Source organism: Labrys sp. 22185 (assembly GCF_052045555.1).
Lineage (GTDB): Bacteria > Pseudomonadota > Alphaproteobacteria > Rhizobiales > Labraceae > Labrys > Labrys neptuniae.
On the sequence record NZ_JBQEPH010000001.1, the window covers coordinates 718086 to 737967 of the forward strand.

The window sequence follows — 19882 nt, forward strand, 5'->3', positions numbered from 1 at the left end:
AGTTCCATGATGCTTCGTCAACGCCATGTTTGTGGGCAGGTTCGCGTCTTGGCCGCCGCCATGGTCGCCGGACTGCTCGCAAGCGCCGCAGCGCTGCCGGCTTCGGCGCAGAATGCCACGCCGGCGCCCACGGCCGAGGTGCCGACTGGCAACGCCGCCCAGCCCACGCCCGAGCAGCTGGCGACGGCCGTGCAGTTTCTCAAGGCTTCCGGCCTTACCGTCGGTTTCGACGACATCATTCCGCAATATCTGCAGCAGGCCACCACCATCTATACGGGCCAGCGTCCCGAGCTCAGCCAGCTGATCAACGAGGCCGCGATCTCGCTGGTACCCGAATTCATGAAGAAGCGGGTCGAGCTCGATAACAGCCTCGCCAAGTTCTACACCACGCGTTTCAGCGAGGACGAACTCAAGCAGCTGATCACGTTCTACGAGAGCCCGGTCGGCAAGAAGCTCGCCACCCAGCAGCAGATCATCCTGCGCGATTCGATGCCGGTGGTGCAGGGCTGGACGAGGGACCTGCAGGACGGCGTGATGAAGCGGGTACGCGAAGAGGTGGAGAAGAAGGGCGGCAAGCTCGGCCCGTCGCCGGCCGATGCTCCCGCCGAGGCACAGGCTCCGGCCAAACCCGCCCAATAAATCCGCATACCGGACTTGTTAAGAAGCGGGATTGATCGCATCAATCCCGCTTCTTACGTTCAGGGCGTTGTGCGCACATAACTGACGCGACCTTTGTCATGCCCGGGCTTGACCCGGGCATCCAGGGACGCCCTCCTCGAGCCTGGAGGGGAAGAACTGGATTGCCGGGTCAAGCCCGGCAATGACAAAGCTTGAGCCAAACCAATTCGTTTGTTGACGGGCGAATCCTAGGCTTCTTTTTTGCCCTCGAGGCACCGGAAATCAGGCTGTACCATGTCGCAATTCGACTATGATCTGTTCGTGATCGGCGCAGGATCCGGTGGGGTGCGCGCCGCCCGTATCGCAGCTTCGCATGGCGCGCGGGTAGCCATCGCCGAGGAGTTCCGGGTCGGCGGCACCTGTGTCATTCGTGGCTGCGTGCCCAAGAAGCTCTATGTGCTGGCCAGCCGTTTCGCCGATGAGTTCCGTGAGGCTGCAGGCTTCGGCTGGACGGTGCCCGAGGCCGAATTTTCCTGGCCCAAGCTCGTGGCCGCGAAAGAAGCCGAGATTAGCCGGCTGGAACGGGCTTATTCGGCCAATCTGGAAAAATCGTCGGTAGCGACTTTCCCGAGTCGTGCCGTGATCACCGCCCCGCACACCGTGCAGCTCGATGGGGGACGCAGCTTCACCGCCGGCCGGATCCTGATCGCCACCGGCGGGGCGCCGGTCAAGCCGAACGTGCCGGGCGTCGAGTTCGCCATCACCTCCAACGAAGTCTTCGACCTGCCGGCCCTGCCGGAGACGATGATCATCGTCGGCGGCGGCTACATCGCAGTCGAGTTCGCCTGCCTCCTGCAGAGGCTCGGCGTGAAGGTGACCCTGGTCTATCGCGGGGAGGCGATCCTGCGCGGTTTCGACGACGACGTCCGCCGGGTGTTGACCGAGGCGATGAGTGCAGCCGGCATCGAGATCCTGATCCGTACGGACCTCAAGCACATCGAGGAGGACAAGGCCGGCGGGCGGCGGGTCACCCTCACCAACGGCCAGACGCGCCACGTCGGCGAGATCATGGTGGCGACGGGGCGCAAGCCCAATACTGCGGGTCTCGGTCTCGAAACGGTCGGGGTGGAAATCAACACTGCCGGCGCCATCGCGGTCGACGACCAGTCGCGCACCACGGCGCCCGGGATCTGGGCGGTGGGCGACGTCACCAATCGCATCAATCTCACCCCCGTCGCCATCCGCGAGGGGCATGCCTTTGCCGATACCGTCTTCGGCAACAAGCCCTGGCTCGCCGACCATCGCCTGGTGCCGACGGCCGTGTTCTCGACCCCGGAAATCGGTACCGTCGGCTTGAGCGAGGAAGAAGCGCGCGCCGAATGCGGGGGCGGCGTCACCATTTTCCAGACCTCGTTCCGGGCCATGAAGGCCACCCTGTCGGGTAGCGGCGACCGTGTCTTCATGAAGCTGGTCGTCGACAAGGTGACGGATAAGATACTTGGTGTGCACATCGTCGGCGAAGGGGCGGCCGAAATGGCCCAATTGTTGGCGATCAGCGTCAAGATGGGCGCGACAAAGGCCGATTTCGATGCCACGATGCCGTTGCATCCAAGCGCGGCCGAGGAATTGGTGACGATGCGCACGCCCGTCCGCTAAGCCGGCCTTTACCAACCCGGCTGCAGAGTGCGCGCCGTGCGATAGCGGCGATTCCCCCGCTTGGATATCCGGCCGCTACGCATCAGAAGGCGGCAGGGCAGGCGCTTCGGGGAGGGCATGATGCGGGCTCCTGTGGTGATTTTCGGCGCGGTCGCCGCTGGCATGGTCATGCTGGCGAACGCGGCTTGGGCGCTCAATCTCACCCCGCCTCATGGGCGGCATGTCCCACCCTTGCGCGCCGCGCCAGTCCAGCCGCAGACGGAAGAAGCCGTTACGGACTGTGATCGCCTCGCGGCAAGTCCCGAGGACAGCCAGAAAGTCGTGGATGGCGTTGCCATGGAGGCGCTCGACGGTACGCTGGCCCTGGCACGCTGCGAGGAGGCCGCTGGCCGCTATCCCGCCGTCGCGCGCTTTCAGTTCCAGCTCGGGCGTGCCCAGGAAAAGCTCGGCAATGATCGGGCCGCTCTCGAAGCCTATCGCAAGGCAGCCGATCTCGGCAGCCTGATCGCGGCCTTTTCGGCCGGGGTGCGCGAACGTGACGGTGTCGGTATTCCGAGCAATGACGCCGAGGCGAACCGCCTGTTCAAGCTGTGCGCCGACAAGGGCGATGCCGACTGCCTCAATTCTCTGGCCTATCAATATCAGGTCGGGCGCGGCGTAAAGGTCGATCCGGTCGAGGCACTGGCGCTCTACAAGAAGGCGGCGGAGGCAGGGCTGGCCGCCGCCAATGTCAATCTCGGCTTTCTCTATCGGGATGGCGAGGGCGTCACCCAGGATTTCGCGGAAGCGGCCCGGCAGTTCCAGGAGGCGGCCGACAAGGGCGATCCGGCGGGAGCCCGCAATCTCGCTCTGGCCTATCAGAGCGGGCAGGGTGTGCCGAAGGATGGCGCCAAAGCCATCGCCCTGTTCCAGGCTGCCGCCGACCAGGGCGACGACGATGCGCTGGTGAAGATCGCCTATGCCTATCTCAGCGGCGACGGTGTGCCCAAGGATGAAGCCAGATCGGTCACCTATTATCGCCTGGCTGCCGATCGCGGCAACACCGACGGCATGGCGGGGCTTGCCTTTGCCTATGCCAATGGCACCGGCATTCCGGCCGATGGCAAAGCGGCGGCCCTGTGGTTGATGCGGGCGCTCGCGGCCGGCAACGACTACAGCTTCAAGCAGCTCACCGACCACTGGGGGGCCTGGGGCCTGGATACCCGCATGGAAGTACAGTCGATCCTGGTCGACCGCGGCCTCTACAGCGGCAAGACCAAGGGTACGCTCAATCGCGAGACCTTGAAGGCGCTCAAGATCCTGGCGGGGCGGGAGAATTGAAGATCCGCCATTCAGCCGCCCCCTTCATTCGACGGCGCGTTTCCAGGAGCCGGCTGAAGGCCAGCGATCCGGCAAAAACGGTCCCAACCTCCTCGAAGATTTCGTAAACGAGACTGAAAACCACGGCTTTACGCTGGTTTTCTATTGGCCGGACGCGTATAGAACCGGCCTTCGCCGGAAAACGCCGGCCTCGTGAAAGTATCATAGTCGTGCAGGGCGGCTATAGCCGGTTCGCCCTGAGAACAGGAAGTATACTCATGTCCGAGCGTTGGACACCGCAGAGCTGGCGTTCCAGACCGATCCAGCAGTCGCCCGTCTATCCCGACGAAAAGGCTCTCAACGACGTCGAGGCGACGCTCGCGACCTTCCCGCCGCTCGTTTTTGCCGGTGAAGCACGCAAGCTCAAGCGCCAGCTCGCCAAGGTTGCCGCCGGAGAGGCCTTCCTGCTCCAGGGCGGTGATTGCGCCGAGAGCTTCGCCGAGCATGGCGCCGACAATATCCGCGACTTCTTCCGCGTCTTCCTGCAGATGGCCGTGGTGCTCACCTTCGCCGGGTCCTCGCCGGTGGTGAAGGTCGGCCGCATCGCCGGCCAGTTCGCCAAGCCACGCTCGGCGCCCACCGAGAAAGTCGGCGAGATCGAGCTGCCCGTCTATCGCGGCGACATCGTCAACGGCACCGAATTCACCGCCGAGGCCCGCATTCCCGATCCGCGGCGCCAGCTCGAAGCCTATCGCCAGTCGGCGGCGACGCTCAACCTGCTGCGCGCCTTCGCCAGCGGCGGCTATGCCAATCTCGCCCATGTGCATCAGTGGATGCTCGGCTTCGTCAAGGACTCGCCGCAGAGCTCGAAATATCAGGCTCTGGCCGAGCGCATCACCGAGACGCTCGACTTCATGCGCGCCTGCGGCATCGATCCGGAGTTGCATCCGGAGATGCGCATCACCGATTTCTACACCAGCCACGAGGCCCTGCTGCTCGGCTATGAGCAGGCGATGACCCGCATCGATTCCACCTCGGGCGATCCCTATGCGACCTCGGGCCATTTCGTCTGGATCGGCGACCGCACGCGCCAGCTCGACCACGCCCATGTCGAGTTCTTCCGGGGCGTCAAGAACCCGATCGGCCTGAAATGCGGCCCCTCGCTCAAGCCCGACGAACTGATCAAGCTGATCGACATCCTCAACCCGGAAAACGAGCCGGGCCGCCTGACCCTGATCGCCCGCTTTGGCCATGACAAGGTCGAGCAGCATCTGCCCGAACTCATCCGCGCCGTGAAGCGCGAGGGCCGTTCGGTGGTGTGGTCCTGCGATCCGATGCATGGCAACACGGTGAAGGCGACGAACGGCTACAAGACCCGGCCGTTCGACCAGATCACCGGCGAGATCAAGAGCTTCTTTGCCGTGCACCAGGCCGAAGGCACCTATGCCGGCGGCCTGCATCTGGAGATGACCGGCAAGAACGTCACCGAATGCACCGGCGGCGCCCGTGCCGTGAGCGAAGCCGATCTCGCCGATCGCTACCACACCCATTGCGATCCGCGCCTCAATGCCGAGCAGGCCATCGAGGTCGCCTTCATGGTGGCGGACCTGGTCAAGAAGGAACGCTCGGGCCAGGTGAAGCCGAGCATCATCGCGGCAGAGTGACGGCGCGCGCCGTCATTCCCCTCGATCGGACAATCGATATGTCGAGAGGCGGGTCCGTTGGCCCGCCTCTTGGCTTTTCAGGCTTTGACCGAGAGGACATTCCCGGCCCGAGCCGGGATTGCGCCGACTTTCCTTCAATCCTGCATCTGTCAGCGATTGTCCCATCATAGCCATGGGGCAGGGTTGCCTTGCCAAGCAACGCAACTCCGTGGATCCCGATGCTGTCCAGACGCCGTTTCCTGCTCAAAGCCGGCCTCGCCACGCCTTTCCTGTCCGGCGGCTACGCCTTCGGCGTCGAGCCGCAGCGTCTCGTGACGACACGCTACCAAATCTCGCCCGGCAATTGGCCTGCCGCACTGGTCCTCAGGATCGCCGTGCTCGCCGACATCCACGCCATCAATCCCTGGATGAGCCCTGCCCACATCGAGCGGATTGCGCGCGCCACCAACGCCCTCGACCCCGACATCGTGCTGCTGGCCGGCGACTACGAGGCCAGCATGCCGCTCTATGGTGTCGGCTCCTATGTCTCGATGGAGGATTGCGCCGAGGCGCTATCGCTGCTTCGGGCGCCTTTGGGCGTGCATGCCGTGCTCGGCAATCACGATCTGGGACGCCGTGGCAGGGGCGGCGACAATGTCCGGCGCGCTTTCGCCGCTTTCGGTATTCCCGTCATGGAGAACAAGGCGGTCCGGCTGGAGAAGAAAGGGAGGGGATTCTGGCTGCTCGGCCTGGGAGACCAGTGGGGAGGTATTCATCGCAGAAGGCTCGACGACCTGCCGGGCACCCTGGCCCAGATGAGCGATGGCTCGCCGGCAATCCTGCTGGCCCATGAACCCGACATCTTTGCCGAGCTGCCGCATCTGGATCGCGAACGCCGCGTTGCCCTGACGGTGTGCGGACACACGCATGGCGGGCAGGTCAGTTTCCCGTTCTATGGCCCGAGAGGCGTGCCCTCCCGCTATGGCAGGCGTTTCGCCTATGGCCACATCGTCGAAGACAACCGCCACCTTGTCGTCTCGGGTGGCCTCGGCATGACCGGTCTTCCGGTACGCTTAGGAGTGCCGCCGGAGATCGTGATGATCACGTTGGGAGGGGCGACCTAGTCTCGAGCAAATGGCTATGGATTCCCGAGCGATGATGAAAACGCGAAAAACGAGAGCCAAAACAAGACTGTCTCTAAAGGCGAGGATCATGATCGTTGTCATGCTGGGCTGCGCTGGTGTCTATATGTGTCGCGATCCAACGCCCGCCGACGTACGCGCATTGGTTCCGGCAATGTTCAAATTAGGTCGCCCAATAACCTTCATCGCCGGCACCGGGTGCTTCTTCGCCGAGTTCGAGGTTCTGGAGGAGCCGTCCGTTAATCCCGATGACAGACGCAAAACTGAGGACAGGATAAGCAGGCTCGTGCCCTTCAGGCAGCGATCTCCAGACTATCAAGGGCTACGTCCGCGACAGGGAGAAAACCTGATTTTCACTCAAGCATCCTTGTTCGATGTAATGGACAGGTTGAACGATCTCGACGTGATGTCGGAGGTCCTAGTCGAAATGTTTTGGAGTGTGAAGAGCTGCCTGTCACGATACGACGATCGAAATAGGACAAATAAAGCCAGTGAATTCAGAGATTTGTTTCAGGATGACGACGTTATACTTTTGCTCCTCCGCCCTCGCGGTTGGCGTGGCTGGTATGTCGCGCCCGCCCTCTACAAGGATCACAGATTGATGGTGTTCGGATCCGGCGTTTAGCGATTTATGTCTGGCTCGCGCATGGCGATTGCGCATTCTTTCCATGGCTTCTGCATATCATTGCTGCCGCAGCGCCACAAAGAGGCGTCAATATGTGCCCATTCGTTGAAATACCCCACGGTTCCGCATGCTCTCCAGACGCAATTTCCTCCTCAAGGCCGGCCTTGCCACGCCTCTTCTGTTCGGCGGCTACGCCTTCGGGGTCGAGCCACGACGGTTGCTGGCGACGCAGTACCAAGTCGCACCGCGCCAATGGAGAAGCGGACCGACGCTGCGCATTGCCGTGCTTGCCGACATCCATGCCATCAATCCCTGGATGACCCCGGCCCACATCGAGCAGATCGCCCACACCACCAATGCCCTCAAACCCGACATCGTGCTGCTGGCGGGTGACTACGAGGCCGGCATGGGGCGCTTCGGCGTCGGTTCCTTCGTGCCGATGTCCGAATGCGCCAGGGCGCTTTCCATCCTGCGCGCGCCGCTCGGCGTGCATGCCGTGCTCGGCAATCACGATATCGGCTGGCATGATGGCGACAATGTCCGCCGTGCCTTCAAGGCCCATGGCATCCATGTCATGGAGAATGCGGCGTTGCGGCTCGAGAAGGACGGACGGCCCTTCTGGCTGCTCGGCCTCGGCGATGGCAATTACGGCCTGGACGATCTGCCGGGTACGCTTGCCAAGGTGGGCGACACCGCCCCGGCGATCCTGCTGGCCCATGAACCGGACATCTTCGTCGACGTGCCCGATCATGTCGCCCTGACGGTCTGCGGCCATACGCATGGCGGGCAGGTGGTCCTGCCTGGCGTCGGGGTCATTCATGTGCCCTCGCGCTATGGCAACCGCTTTGCCTATGGCCATATCGTCGAGGGGGATCGCCACCTCGTCGTCTCGGGTGGCCTTGGCATGACGGGTCTGCCGGTGCGCTTCGGCGTGCCGCCCGAGATCGTGCTGATCACCCTGGGGGCAGGGGCGCCTCCGACGGTCTAATCCGTTTGCACTTCAGCTAAAGTTGTGAAACACAACGAACTCGTCAGACAAATGGGGCGGGTTCGAATGGCCATGACTTACGACACCATCATCGTCGGCGGCGGCTCGTCGGGCTGCGTCACCGCCATGCGGCTCGTGCGCGATCTTGGCCAGCGCGTCCTGATGCTGGAAGCCGGCCCCGCCCGCATGAATCCGATCATGCACATGCCGGCCGGCTACATGAAATATCTGGCCAAGGACACCTATCTCACCATGCACAAGATGGAGCGCCAGCCCCAGCTCGACGGGCGCGCCACCATCGTGCCTCAGGGCCGGGTGCTCGGCGGCGGTTCCTCGGTCAACGCCATGGTCTATATGCGGGGCCAGCCTGACGACTATGACAATTGGGCCGAGAATTACGGGGCGGAGGGCTGGCGCTATGCCGATATCCTCCCCCATTTCATTGCGATGGAAGGCAATGCCGACCTGGACACGCCGGTGCATGGCACCGCCGGCCCGCTCAAGGTCACGAGGCCGCTCCATACCTGCGAGATGACGAAGGCCTTCCTCCAGGCGCTGCCGTCCCTGGGCGAGCCGCTCAATCCCGATTTCAACTCCGGGCGCCAGCGCGGCGTGGGCCTGATGCAGGGCACCATGGATCCGGTGGCCAAGCGCCGCTGCTCGGCCGTGGACGCCTTCCTGCCGCTGGTGCGCGGCGACGAACGTCTCACCATCACCACGGAAGCGATTGTGACCCGCCTCGTCATCGAAGGCAACCACTGCACGGGGGTCGAATATGTGGAAGGCGGGCGGACTCACAGGGTCTCCGCCGCCACGGTGATCCTGGCCGCCGGGACCTATGTCACGCCCAAGCTCCTGATGCTGTCCGGCATCGGCCCGGCCGACCACCTCCTGCGCCACGGCATCAAGCCCAAGGTGGATCTGCCGGGCGTGGGCGAGAACCTGCAGGATCATTGCGAGGTGCCGCTGATCGCCGCCTCCAACGGCCGTTATGGCTATTTCGGCCAGGACAAAGGCTGGAACATGATCCGCAACGGCCTCGACTACCTGTTGCGCAAGCAGGGGCCGGTGACCACCACGGGCGTGGAAGCCTGCGTCTTCACCAATCCCGACGACGCGCAGGCCGATGCCTCGCTGAAGATCTATTGCGTGCCGACCGTCTATCTCGACCGCGACATCACCGACGTCACTGCCTGCGACGGCGTCACTTTCACCACCTGCCTGCTCAGGCCGAAATCGCGGGGGACAGTGAGGTTGCGCTCGGCGGATCCACTCGAGCCACCGGTCGTCGATGGCGGCTTCCTCAAGCATGCCGAGGATATCCGCCTGATGATCGCGGGCCTGCGTTTTGCCCGTTCCTTTCTGACCACCTCGCCCATCAAGGAGAAGATTTCCCATGAGATGCTGCCGGGCGCTGACAAGGTTTCCGATGCCGACCTGCACGCCCATTGCAAGCGCATGGTCAAGACCAATTACCATCCGGTCGGGACGGCGCGCATGGGCCGGGACGATGATCCGATGGCGGTGCTCGATTCCCAACTGCGCGTGCGCGGCGTCGAGGGACTGCGTGTGTTCGATTGCTCGGTGATGCCCGAGATCGTCAGCGCCAATACCAATGCTCCAGTCATGGCCATCGCACACCGCGCCGTGGAATGGCTGAAGACGAGCTGAGCCTTGGAGGAGTGCTTGCCGGGTCTGTCACATAACTGAAATATTCCTGCACTACGGGCTTCATCAAAGCATGGGCCTATGGCGCCCGAGACATGCCCGGCCGATCGAAGCGGCCTTCTCGCAAGGAGTATTCGCATGACCACGCCAGCGGATAGCAGACCCAATCTCGACCGCATCCGGCAGGAGATTGCCGACGGCTATGACGAGGAGCTGGAACTGGAGCTGGAGGAGGCCCGCCTCGACCGTATCCTGGGGGACGCGCCCGAGCTGGAGGAGCGCGATACGCTCGACCGCAAGATCTATTTCCGCGAGCTCTTCCGCCTGCAGCACGAACTGGTCGAACTGCAGGACTGGATCCAGCACAACAAGCTGCGGGTGGTCGTGCTGTTCGAGGGGCGCGATTCCGCCGGCAAGGGCGGCGTGATCAAGCGCATTACCCAGCGCCTCAATCCGCGCATCTGCCGCGTGGCAGCCCTCCCGGCACCCAGCGAGCGCGAGCGCACGCAATGGTACTTCCAGCGCTATGTCGCTCATCTGCCGGCCGGCGGCGAAATGGTGCTGTTCGACCGCAGCTGGTACAACCGGGCGGGTGTCGAGCATGTCATGGGCTTCTGCACCGATGCCGAATATGAGGAGTTCTTCCGCTCCGCGCCGGAATTCGAGCGCATGCTGGTGCGCTCGGGTATCATCCTGTTGAAATACTGGTTCTCGATCACTGACGAGGAACAGGAATTCCGCTTCAACATGCGCATCCAGGATCCGCTCAAGCAGTGGAAGCTGAGCCCGATGGACGTGGAATCCCGTCGGCGCTGGGAAGACTATACCCGGGCCAAGGAAGTGATGCTGGAGCGTACCCATATTCCCGAAGCGCCCTGGTGGGTGGTCGAGGCGGTCGACAAGAAGCGCGCACGCCTCAACTGCATCAGCCATCTGCTCAATCAGATCCCCTATGGCCAAGTCGAGCATCCGCCGGTGATCCTGCCCGACCGCGAGCGCCATGAAGACTATGTGCGCCATCCCGTGCCGTCGGAAATGTACGTGCCGAAGACGTACTGAGAGGTTGAGGGCGGGTCTTCGGACCCGCCTTTTCCTGCGGCCGAGGATGCCTGCTTGCCCGACCGGTTCGAAGATCGGCGCGCTCGTCTGTTCTCATCTCTTTTCGGCATGATCTCATCATTTGAAGCGCGGCTGGTTTTGGCTTAGGCCTGTGAACCCAAACAGGTACAAGGGAGCCGCCCGATGTCGCTCGTCGATCATGTCAAATCCACCCTGACGGAAATCGCCAAGGACGGTTTGTGGAAGAGCGAGCGCGAGATTGCGGGCCCGCAACGCGCCCGCATCGAAGTGGCCGCCGAGGCCGGCCGGCGGCCGATGCTCAATCTGTGCGCCAACAATTATCTGGGCCTAGCCGACAATCCCGAGATCATCGCCACCGCCAAACAGGCCATGGACGGCCATGGTTTCGGCATGGCCTCGGTGCGATTCATCTGCGGAACGCAGACCCTGCACCGCGAACTCGAGCGCACCATCGCCCGCTATCTCAACAAGGATGATGCTATACTCTTCGCCGCCTGCTTCGACGCCAATGGCGGGGTGTTCGAGCCCCTGCTCGGCGCCGAGGACGCCATCATCTCCGACAGCCTGAACCATGCCTCGATCATCGACGGCGTGCGCCTGTGCAAGGCCAAGCGCTATCGCTTCGCCAATGGCGACATGAACGATCTCGAAGTGCAGTTGCAGGCAGCCAAGGCCGACAATGCCCGCCACATCGTCATCGCCACCGACGGCGTATTTTCCATGGACGGCTATCTCGCCGACCTGAAGACGCTCACGGATCTTGCTGGGCGCTACGGGGCGAATGTGATGGTGGATGATTGCCACGCCACCGGCTTCATCGGTCCCGAGGGACGCGGCACCCCCGCCCGGGCGGGGGTGGAGGACAAGGTCGATATCCTCACCGGCACGCTCGGCAAGGCGCTGGGCGGAGCGATGGGCGGCTATGTCGCTGCCAGCCAGCCGATCATCGACCTCTTGCGCCAGCGCGCGCGGCCCTATCTGTTCTCGAACTCGCTCGCCCCGCCTGTGGCGGCCGGCTCGATGAAGGCGATCGAGCTGGCGCAGGCCGGCGACGATCTGCGCGAAAGGCTGTTCGCCAACACCAGGCGTTTCCGGGCCGGATTGGAAAAAGCAGGCTTCGAACTTCTGCAGGGTGAGACGCCGATCATTCCGGTGATGCTGCATGATGCGCGGCGCGCCCAGGAGATGGCTCGGGCGCTCGACGAGCGCGGCGTCTATGTCGCCGGGTTCTTCTTCCCGGTGGTGCCGAAGGGCAGGGCGCGCATCCGCACCCAGATGTCGGCCGGGCTGACGGAAGCTGACATTGATTTTGCCATCGACGCCTTCACCGATGCCGGCAAGGCTTTGGGCGTGATCTGATCTTTTTGCGTGATTGGCTTTGCAGGATGTAGTATTGTAACTACATATCCTGCGGAGGTCTCCGATGAAGCACATGAGCAGCCGGGAGTTCAATCACGACATCGGCAAAGCCAAGCGCGCCGCGGAGGAAGGCCCGCTCGTGATCACCGATCGCGGCAAGCCGGCCTTCGTGTTGCTGAAGCATGAGGAATATCAGCGCCTTGTCGGGGAAGAGCCAAGCATCGTGGATTTGCTCCGCCAGGACGAACCGGAAGCGGATTTCGATTTCGAGCCGCCGCGCTTGCGTGAGATCGTGCGCAGGGAGACGGTATTCGACTGATGTTCCTGCTGGATACCAATGTCCTCTCCGAGTTGCGTCGTCCTCGTCTTGCCGCGCCAAAGCTTCTCGAATGGGCTTACGCCACCGCCAGATCGAGACAATTCATCTCTGCAGTCACCTTGATGGAACTCGAAATTGGCGTGTTGTCGATCGAGCGGCGTGATCCCGCGCAAGGCGGAATTCTTCGTAACTGGTTGGTTGGCAAAGTCGAGCCCAGTTATGATGGCCGGATTCTACAGTTTGGATCTCGGACCGCGCAGATATGTGCGCGCCTGCATGTCCCGGACCGGCGTCCCGAACGGGATGCGATGATTGCGGCTACGGCCTTGGAGCATGGCCTGACCATGGTCACCCGAAATGTCGCCGATTTTAGCCCCCTCGGCGTTCCTGTCTTCAACCCCTGGCAAGCCTGAAGGCCTCCCAAGAAAGCCCTGACAGATGAAAGCCCTCGTCAAATCCAAGCCCGAACCCGGCCTTTGGTTTTCGGACAATGAGCCGATGCCTGAACTCGGTCCCAACGATGTCCTGGTGAAGGTGCGGAAAACCGGCATCTGCGGCACCGACATCCATATCTACAAATGGGACGCCTGGGCCCAGAAGACGGTGCCGGTGCCGATGATCGTCGGCCATGAATATGCCGGCGAGATCGTCGAGATCGGCTCGGCCGTGCACAGCCTCAAGATCGGCGAGCGGGTGTCCGGCGAAGGCCATGTGATCGGCATGAAGAGCCGGGCGACGCGGGCAGGGCGCTTCCACCTCGATCCCGACACCCGCGGCATCGGCGTCAACATGCCCGGCGCCTTCGCCGAATATGTGAAGGTACCGGCCTTCAACATCGTGCCGCTGCCCGACGAGGTCGACGACGAACTTGGCGCCATCCTCGATCCGCTCGGCAACGCGGTGCATACGGCGCTGTCCTTCGACCTCGTCGGCGAGGACGTGCTGATCACCGGCGCCGGCCCAATCGGTATCATGGCCGGGGCCGTCGCCCGCCATGCCGGCGCGCGCCATGTCGTGATCACCGACATCAATCCTGTCCGCCTCGACCTTGCTGCCAAGGTGGCCGATGTCGTGCCGGTCAATGTCGCCAAGGAAGATCTGCGCGACGTGATGACCCGCCTGAGGATGAAGGAAGGCTTCGATGTCGGCCTGGAGATGAGCGGCGCACCGGCGGCTTTCCAGCAGATGCTCGACGTCATGCTGATGGGCTCCAAGATCGCCATGCTTGGCATTCCCGCCACGCCCTTCGCCGTCGACTGGAACAAGATCGTCTTCAAGATGCTGACCATCAAGGGCATCTATGGCCGCGAGATGTTCGAAACCTGGCACAAGATGCTGGCCATGCTGCAGAGCGGGCTCAATATCCGCCCGGTGATCACCCACCGCCTGGCCGTCGCCGACTATCTCGAGGGCTTCGAGACGATGGCGCGCGGCGAGTGCGGCAAGATCGTGCTTGACTGGAATGCCTGAAGGGCAGGGGTGGCCGATTGCGTCTCGGCGAGGACGATCCATGAGGTCCGTGCATCATGGGTCGTTGACAGGTTGAGGCACTAATCTATCATTCGTCGTACCATTGCAGCGAGAGATTGAGCGATTGCAATGACGAAAATTGAGGTACGTAACTCATGAAATCGGGAGGCACTATGGGATTGTTCCAAAAACTGTGTCTGGCGAGCGCCTTGGCTGCCGGCATTCTCGCGACACCGGCCTTGGCGCAGGACAAGGGCACTGTCGGCATCGCCATGCCGGACAAGACGGTCGAGCGCTGGATCGACGACGGCAAGAATGTCGTCAAGCAGTTGGAAGCCAAGGGGTATGGCGCCGACTTGCAATATGCCAATGGCGATATTCCCGGCCAGCTCGCCCAGATCGAGAACATGCTCACCAAGGGCGACAAGGTGCTGGTGATCGCGGCGATCGACGGCACCACGCTGGCCGATGCTCTCAAGGCCGCCGCCGCCAAGGGCGTCAAGGTCATCGCCTATGACCGCCTGATCCGCAATTCGGAGAATGTCGACTATTACGCCACCTTCGACAATTTCCAGGTCGGCGTGCTGCAGGCCCAGTCGCTCGAGACCGCCCTCGGCCTCAAGGACGGCAAGGGGCCCTTCAACATCGAGCTGTTCGGCGGCTCGCCCGACGACAACAACGCCTTCTTCTTCTACAACGGCGCCCTGTCCGTTCTTCAGCCTTATCTCGACAGCGGCAAGCTGGTGGTGCAGTCCAAGCAGATGGGCATGGACAAGGTCGGTACGCTGAACTGGGACGGCTCGCTCGCCCAGTCGCGCATGGATAACCTTCTCTCCGCCTTCTACACCGACAAGAAGGTCGACGCGGTGCTCTCGCCGAACGACACCCTGGCCCACGGCATCGTCGCCTCGCTGAAGGCGGCCGGCTATGGCTCGGGCGACAAGCCCATCCCCTTCATCTCCGGCCAGGATGCGGAAGTCGCATCCGTTAAGGCGATCATCGCCGGTGACCAATATTCCACCGTCTTCAAGGATACCCGCGAACTGGCTAAGGTGTCGGTCGGCATGGTCGATGCCGTGCTCTCCGGCGGCAAGCCCGAGATCAACGACACCAAGAGCTACGACAACGGCAAGAAGGTGGTGCCGACCTATCTGCTCAAGCCCGTCCTGGTCACCAAGGACAACTGGAAGCAGGTGCTGGTCGACAGCGGCTACTATAAGGAAGATCAGTTGAAGTAGGGGCTCGGGACGTCGAGCGGTAACCCGCGACCGCAACGCCGGCCGTCCCCCTGGCCGGATTGACATGCGATGACGAGAGGCGTCACCGTCGCTCTTATGGGCCGGTGGCGCATCATCTGTTTGCTAATTGTATTACCAATTGACAAGCATCGGAAAGCTCTTATGAATTCTGAGCCTCGCGGGAAGAAACACCCCTTGGCGGCACGGTTCTGGACGCATTCGGCTGTGCCCCGGGGGTGAGAAGAGGCTCCATTGGAGCCGCTTCGATTCCTGTCGTCGGCTGAGGGGCTATTTCTAGACCCGGTTCGTCCCGGACCGGGAAAACGTCAACTTGGGAGAGAGACGTGAAACTATTCAAATCCTTGCTTTTGGCTGCTGCTTTCGGTGCGATCACCCTCGCATCGCCGGCCCTTGCCCAGGATAAGGGGCCTGTTGGCATCGCCATGCCGACCAAGACTTCGGAGCGCTGGATCGACGACGGCAACAATGTCGTCAAGCAGCTCCAGGCCAAGGGCTATGCCACCGACCTGCAATATGCCGACGACGATATCCCCAACCAGCTCGCCCAGATCGAGAACATGCTGACCAAGGGCGACAAGGTCCTAGTGATCGCCTCGATCGACGGCACCACGCTCGCCGACGTGCTCAAGGAGGCTGCGGCCAAGGGTGTCAAGGTCATCGCCTATGACCGCCTGATCCGCAATTCGGAGAATGTCGACTACTACGCCACCTTCGACAATTTCCAGGTCGGCGTGCTGCAGGCCCAGTCGCTGGAGAGCGGCCTCGGCCTCAAGGACGGCAAAGGCCCCTTCAACATCGAGCTGTTCGGCGGCTCGCCCGACGACAACAACGCCTTCTTCTTCTACAACGGCGCGATGTCGGTGCTGCAGCCTTACATCGACAGCGGCAAGCTGGTCGTGCAGTCCAAGCAGGCAGGCATGGACAAGGTCGGTACGCTGCGCTGGGACGGTTCGCTCGCCCAGTCGCGCATGGATAACCTTCTCTCCGCCTTCTACACCGACAAGAAGGTCGACGCGGTGCTGTCTCCCTATGATGGCCTGTCGCGCGGCATCATCGCTTCGCTGAAGGCGGCCGGCTACGGCTCGGGCGACAAGCCCATGCCCTTCATCTCGGGCCAGGATGCGGAAGTCGCATCCGTCAAGGCGATCATCGCCGGCGACCAGTACTCGACGATCTACAAGGATACGCGCCAGCTCGCCAAGGTCTCGGTCGACATGGTCGATGCCGTGCTCTCCGGCGGCAAGCCCGAGATCAACGACACCAAGAGCTACGACAACGGCAAGAAGGTGGTGCCGACCTATCTGCTCAAGCCCGTCCTGGTCACCAAGGACAACTGGAAGCAGGTGCTGGTCGATGGTGGCTACTACAAGGAAGACCAGCTGAAATAAGTGGTCGTCCTTAAAACCATGTTAGGGTATCGGGCGGCTGGCACCACGGTGCCGGCCGCCCTTTTCACAGGTCATCCACTATGACAGCCATCCTGGAAATGCGGGGCATCACCAAGACCTTTCCGGGGGTCAAGGCGCTCAGCAACGTCAACCTCACGGTCAACGAGGGCGAAATTCACGGCGTGGTCGGCGAGAATGGCGCCGGCAAATCAACCCTGATGAAGGTGCTGAGCGGTGTCTATCCCCATGGCTCCTATGAAGGGGAGATTCGCTTCCGCGGCAAGGAATGCCACTTCAAGGATATCCGCCAATCCGAAGAGCTCGGCATCATCATCATCCATCAGGAACTTGCCCTGGTGCCGCTGCTCTCCATCGCAGAGAACATCTTCCTCGGCAACGAGCAGGCGACGGGCGGCCTGATCGATTGGCCCCTTACCTATGGCAAGACTCGCAAGGTGCTGGATAAGGTCGGGCTGAGGGAATCGCCGGACACGCTCATCACCAATATCGGCGTCGGCAAGCAGCAGCTCGTCGAGATCGCCAAGGCCTTGTCGAAGGACGTCAAGCTCCTGATCCTCGACGAGCCGACGGCAAGTCTTAACGAAAGCGACAGCGATGCCCTGCTTGACCTCCTGCTGGAGTTCAAGCGGCAGGGCATTTCCTCGATCCTGATCTCGCACAAGCTCAACGAGATCTCCAAGGTCTGCGACGAGATCACGGTGATCCGCGACGGTGCCTCGATCGAGACCCTCGACTGCCGCAACGAGGCGATCAGCGAAGACCGCATCATCAAGGGCATGGTCGGGCGCGAAATGGCGGACCGCTATCCCAGCCGCGAGCCCAAGATCGGCGAGCCGGTGCTGGAGATCAAGGACTGGGTGGTGCACCACCACGAGCATTCCGATCGCCAGGTGGTCAAGGGCGTGAACTTCACCGTGCGCAAGGGCGAGGTCGTCGGCATCTCCGGCCTGATGGGCGCCGGGCGGACGGAGCTCGCCATGAGCATCTTCGGCCAGTCCTACGGCCAGCGCATCAGCGGCCAGGCCCTGATGCACGGCAAGCCGGTGGATCTGTCCTCCATCCACAAGGCGCTGGCCAACGGCCTGGCCTATGTCACGGAGGACCGCAAGCAGCTCGGTCTCGTCCTCGAAGAGGACATCATAAAGAACATCACGCTCAGCAACCTCGAGGGGGTGTCGAAGAATTCCATCATCGACGACATCAAGGAATTGCGGGTGGCCAACGACTACCGGCGCAAGCTGAACATCCGCTCTCCCAACGTCTTCCAGAAGACGGTGAACCTGTCGGGCGGCAATCAGCAGAAGGTGGTGCTCTCCAAATGGCTGTTCTCCAATCCTGAACTGCTGATGCTCGACGAGCCGACGCGCGGGATCGATGTCGGTGCGAAATACGAAATCTACAGCATCATCAACGAGATGGTGAATGAAGGTAAAGCCGTGCTGATGATTTCCTCCGAGATGCCGGAACTGCTCGGCATGTGCGATCGCATCTATGTGATGAATGCAGGTCGCTTCGTAGGCGAATTCCCCGGGGCCGAGGCCACCCAAGAAAAGATCATGCGCGCCATCATGCGTGCGGAAGGGCATTGACGATGACGACAAACACTGTGGAAGCTCAAGGCTCATCGCCCAAGAAATCCATCCTTGAATATATCAGCGGCAACATCCGCGACTATGGCCTGCTGATCTCGCTGATCGTCATCGTCGGCTTCTTCCAATATATGACGGAAGGGCGGATGCTGGCGCCGTCCAACATCAACAACATTCCCAACCAGAACGGCTATGTCATCGTCATGGCGCTCGGCATGCTGCTGGTGATCGTGGCCGGCCATATCGACCTGTCGGTCGGCTCGGTCTGCGCCTTCACCGGCGCCGTCGCCGCGACGCTGATGGTGAAGCTGGGCTGGCATTGGGCACCGGCGGCGGTCGCTACCCTGGTGGTCGGGGCGCTCATCGGTGGCATCCAGGGCTATTTCATCGCCTATCTGCGCATTCCCTCCTTCATCGTCACCCTGGCCGGAATGCTGGTATTCCGCGGGCTGACCTATCGCCTGCTCGGCAATACCAATGTCGGTCCGCTACCGGCCGAGTTCAACCAGCTCAGTGCCGGCTGGATTCCCGATCCGTTCGCGTCCCCGGGCTTCTTTACCACCACCTTCGCCCTTGGCCTGATCGCCGCGGCGCTGTTCATCCTGGTGAACATCAAGGGCCGGATGACGCGGCTCAAGCACGGCGTGGAGGAAGAGCCGATGGCGATCTTCATCGGCCGGAACATCCTGATGGCGGTCGCTACCGTCTATGTCGGCTATCTCCTCGCCATGTATCGTGGCCTGCCGATGGTGCTGATCATCCTGCTGGCGCTGACGCTGCTCTATGTCTTCGTCACCACCCGCACCGTGGTCGGCCGGCGCATCTATGCCCTCGGCGGCAACGAGAAGGCGGCCAAGCTCTCCGGCATCAACACTGACCGCCTCATCCTGTTGACCTTCGTCAATATGGGCGCGCTGGCGGCCCTGGCCGGGTTGATCGTCACCTCGCGCTTCGGTGGCATGGCGACCCCGAAAGCGGGCGACGGCTATGAGCTCGACGTCATCGCAGCCTGCTTCATCGGCGGCGCTTCGGCCTCCGGCGGCGTCGGCAAGATCACCGGCGCGGTGATCGGCGCCTTGCTGATGGGCGTGATGAATGTCGGCATGTCGATCCTCGGCCTCGGTATCGACGACCAGAAATGGATCAAGGGCCTGGTGCTGCTCTTCGCCGTCTGTCTCGACGTCTACTACAAGAAGAAGCGCTGAGGCGCTTGCCGGGAGCACCGGCAAATTGGGCTCTCTTTCCCGGCGGTCGCAATCCTTGCGGCCGCCGGTTTTCGTTGAGAAACCCTGCGGCCTGGTTCCGCGCTCGGCCGATTTCCATTTGTCGCTTGGCGAGAGAACCCGGCTGGCCTTAAAACGCCTGCCATTCTCGGGAGCGGTCATGGAGCGAATCGTCAAGGCATTCTTCAATTCGGCAGCGGGTCTAGCCCACGCCGTCCGCTATGAACTGGCGGTGCGCCAGGAGGTCGTCGTCCTTGCCATTGCGCTGCCGGCGAGCTTCTTCGTCACCGAGAGCTGGTGGAAGCGCCTTGCCCTGATCGGCGTCATCCTGCTGGTACTGATGGTGGAACTGCTCAACACGGCCATCGAAGCGCTGTCGGACCATGTCACGCCCGACCGTCATCCCCATATCCGCATCGTCAAGGATCTCGGTTCGGCAGCGGTGTTCACGGCGCTCACCTTGGCGGGGCTGACCTGGCTTCTCGCGCTGGCCGAAAGGCTGGTGTAAGGATGGCGGATCATTCTTGTCCGCCTT

The 19882-nt window shown here is 62.3% G+C and carries 18 protein-coding genes; all 18 read left to right on the plus strand.

Annotated features, from left to right (window positions below):
• The first annotated feature begins 6 nt into the window (after positions 1-6).
• Positions 7-639, plus strand: a complete 633-nt coding sequence (locus ACTJKX_RS03395; protein WP_440724373.1) for a DUF2059 domain-containing protein — start codon at positions 7-9, stop codon at positions 637-639.
• Between the two features lie 273 nt (positions 640-912).
• Positions 913-2274: a glutathione-disulfide reductase gene (gene gor, locus ACTJKX_RS03400; protein WP_415082825.1), complete on the plus strand. Its 1362-nt coding sequence runs from the start codon at positions 913-915 to the stop codon at positions 2272-2274.
• A 117-nt stretch (positions 2275-2391) separates the two neighbouring features.
• Positions 2392-3594, plus strand: coding sequence for a tetratricopeptide repeat protein (locus ACTJKX_RS03405; protein WP_311933219.1), 1203 nt, complete (start codon positions 2392-2394; stop codon positions 3592-3594).
• A gap of 257 nt (positions 3595-3851) precedes the next feature.
• Positions 3852-5237, plus strand: a complete 1386-nt coding sequence (locus ACTJKX_RS03410) for a class II 3-deoxy-7-phosphoheptulonate synthase (RefSeq protein WP_440724374.1) — start codon at positions 3852-3854, stop codon at positions 5235-5237.
• Positions 5238-5455: 218 nt separating this feature from the next.
• Entirely contained in the window at positions 5456-6340 is an 885-nt protein-coding gene (locus ACTJKX_RS03415) for a metallophosphoesterase (protein ID WP_440724375.1), read from the plus strand.
• Positions 6341-6428: 88 nt separating this feature from the next.
• Positions 6429-6983 (plus strand): hypothetical protein, encoded by a 555-nt coding sequence (locus ACTJKX_RS03420; protein ID WP_440724376.1) that lies wholly within the window; start codon positions 6429-6431, stop codon positions 6981-6983.
• Between the two features lie 127 nt (positions 6984-7110).
• A complete protein-coding gene (locus ACTJKX_RS03425) occupies positions 7111-7971 on the plus strand; it encodes a metallophosphoesterase (protein WP_311933215.1) in 861 nt (286 codons plus the stop codon).
• 66 nt (positions 7972-8037) lie between these two features.
• Positions 8038-9642: a GMC family oxidoreductase gene (locus ACTJKX_RS03430; RefSeq protein WP_440724377.1), complete on the plus strand. Its 1605-nt coding sequence runs from the start codon at positions 8038-8040 to the stop codon at positions 9640-9642.
• Positions 9643-9777: 135 nt separating this feature from the next.
• Positions 9778-10698, plus strand: coding sequence for a polyphosphate kinase 2 (ppk2, locus tag ACTJKX_RS03435; protein ID WP_311933213.1), 921 nt, complete (start codon positions 9778-9780; stop codon positions 10696-10698).
• 183 nt (positions 10699-10881) lie between these two features.
• On the plus strand, positions 10882-12078 hold the full coding sequence (locus tag ACTJKX_RS03440; protein WP_440724378.1) for a glycine C-acetyltransferase: 1197 nt from the start codon (positions 10882-10884) through the stop codon (positions 12076-12078).
• A gap of 64 nt (positions 12079-12142) precedes the next feature.
• On the plus strand, positions 12143-12397 hold the full coding sequence (locus ACTJKX_RS03445) for a type II toxin-antitoxin system Phd/YefM family antitoxin (protein WP_068287089.1): 255 nt from the start codon (positions 12143-12145) through the stop codon (positions 12395-12397).
• Complete coding sequence (locus tag ACTJKX_RS03450; protein ID WP_311933211.1) at positions 12397-12810, plus strand: type II toxin-antitoxin system VapC family toxin; 414 nt, start codon at positions 12397-12399, stop codon at positions 12808-12810. Before ACTJKX_RS03445 ends, ACTJKX_RS03450 begins: the two co-directional genes overlap by 1 nt.
• Before the next feature lie 25 nt (positions 12811-12835).
• The gene (gene tdh, locus ACTJKX_RS03455; protein WP_311933210.1) at positions 12836-13867 is read left to right on the plus strand and encodes an L-threonine 3-dehydrogenase; all 1032 of its coding nucleotides are present in this window, start codon (positions 12836-12838) and stop codon (positions 13865-13867) included.
• A gap of 173 nt (positions 13868-14040) precedes the next feature.
• A complete protein-coding gene (chvE, locus tag ACTJKX_RS03460) occupies positions 14041-15105 on the plus strand; it encodes a multiple monosaccharide ABC transporter substrate-binding protein (RefSeq protein WP_440724379.1) in 1065 nt (354 codons plus the stop codon).
• Positions 15106-15449: 344 nt separating this feature from the next.
• Positions 15450-16514: a multiple monosaccharide ABC transporter substrate-binding protein gene (gene chvE, locus ACTJKX_RS03465; protein ID WP_367623936.1), complete on the plus strand. Its 1065-nt coding sequence runs from the start codon at positions 15450-15452 to the stop codon at positions 16512-16514.
• Between the two features lie 80 nt (positions 16515-16594).
• Positions 16595-18124 carry a multiple monosaccharide ABC transporter ATP-binding protein gene (gene mmsA / locus ACTJKX_RS03470; protein ID WP_367623935.1) on the plus strand — a complete coding sequence of 510 codons (1530 nt, stop codon included), beginning with the start codon at positions 16595-16597 and terminating at the stop codon, positions 18122-18124.
• Between the two features lie 2 nt (positions 18125-18126).
• Positions 18127-19329, plus strand: a complete 1203-nt coding sequence (mmsB, locus tag ACTJKX_RS03475; protein ID WP_311933206.1) for a multiple monosaccharide ABC transporter permease — start codon at positions 18127-18129, stop codon at positions 19327-19329.
• 178 nt (positions 19330-19507) lie between these two features.
• On the plus strand, positions 19508-19855 hold the full coding sequence (locus ACTJKX_RS03480; protein WP_440724380.1) for a diacylglycerol kinase: 348 nt from the start codon (positions 19508-19510) through the stop codon (positions 19853-19855).
• Positions 19856-19882: the final 27 nt, after the last annotated feature.

Excerpts from the sequence above, each read along its gene's own strand:
- ACTJKX_RS03395 (WP_440724373.1), top strand. The coding sequence starts at position 7 with ATGATGCTTCGTCAACGCCATGTTTGTGGGCAGGTTCGCGTCTTGGCC.
- gor (WP_415082825.1), top strand. The coding sequence starts at position 913 with ATGTCGCAATTCGACTATGATCTGTTCGTGATCGGCGCAGGATCCGGT.
- ACTJKX_RS03405 (WP_311933219.1), top strand. The coding sequence starts at position 2,392 with ATGATGCGGGCTCCTGTGGTGATTTTCGGCGCGGTCGCCGCTGGCATG.
- ACTJKX_RS03410 (WP_440724374.1), top strand. The coding sequence starts at position 3,852 with ATGTCCGAGCGTTGGACACCGCAGAGCTGGCGTTCCAGACCGATCCAG.
- ACTJKX_RS03415 (WP_440724375.1), top strand. The coding sequence starts at position 5,456 with ATGCTGTCCAGACGCCGTTTCCTGCTCAAAGCCGGCCTCGCCACGCCT.
- ACTJKX_RS03420 (WP_440724376.1), top strand. The coding sequence starts at position 6,429 with ATGATCGTTGTCATGCTGGGCTGCGCTGGTGTCTATATGTGTCGCGAT.
- ACTJKX_RS03425 (WP_311933215.1), top strand. The coding sequence starts at position 7,111 with ATGCTCTCCAGACGCAATTTCCTCCTCAAGGCCGGCCTTGCCACGCCT.
- ACTJKX_RS03430 (WP_440724377.1), top strand. The coding sequence starts at position 8,038 with ATGGCCATGACTTACGACACCATCATCGTCGGCGGCGGCTCGTCGGGC.
- ppk2 (WP_311933213.1), top strand. The coding sequence starts at position 9,778 with ATGACCACGCCAGCGGATAGCAGACCCAATCTCGACCGCATCCGGCAG.
- ACTJKX_RS03440 (WP_440724378.1), top strand. The coding sequence starts at position 10,882 with ATGTCGCTCGTCGATCATGTCAAATCCACCCTGACGGAAATCGCCAAG.
- ACTJKX_RS03445 (WP_068287089.1), top strand. The coding sequence starts at position 12,143 with ATGAAGCACATGAGCAGCCGGGAGTTCAATCACGACATCGGCAAAGCC.
- ACTJKX_RS03450 (WP_311933211.1), top strand. The coding sequence starts at position 12,397 with ATGTTCCTGCTGGATACCAATGTCCTCTCCGAGTTGCGTCGTCCTCGT.
- tdh (WP_311933210.1), top strand. The coding sequence starts at position 12,836 with ATGAAAGCCCTCGTCAAATCCAAGCCCGAACCCGGCCTTTGGTTTTCG.
- chvE (WP_440724379.1), top strand. The coding sequence starts at position 14,041 with ATGGGATTGTTCCAAAAACTGTGTCTGGCGAGCGCCTTGGCTGCCGGC.
- mmsA (WP_367623935.1), top strand. The coding sequence starts at position 16,595 with ATGACAGCCATCCTGGAAATGCGGGGCATCACCAAGACCTTTCCGGGG.
- mmsB (WP_311933206.1), top strand. The coding sequence starts at position 18,127 with ATGACGACAAACACTGTGGAAGCTCAAGGCTCATCGCCCAAGAAATCC.
- ACTJKX_RS03480 (WP_440724380.1), top strand. The coding sequence starts at position 19,508 with ATGGAGCGAATCGTCAAGGCATTCTTCAATTCGGCAGCGGGTCTAGCC.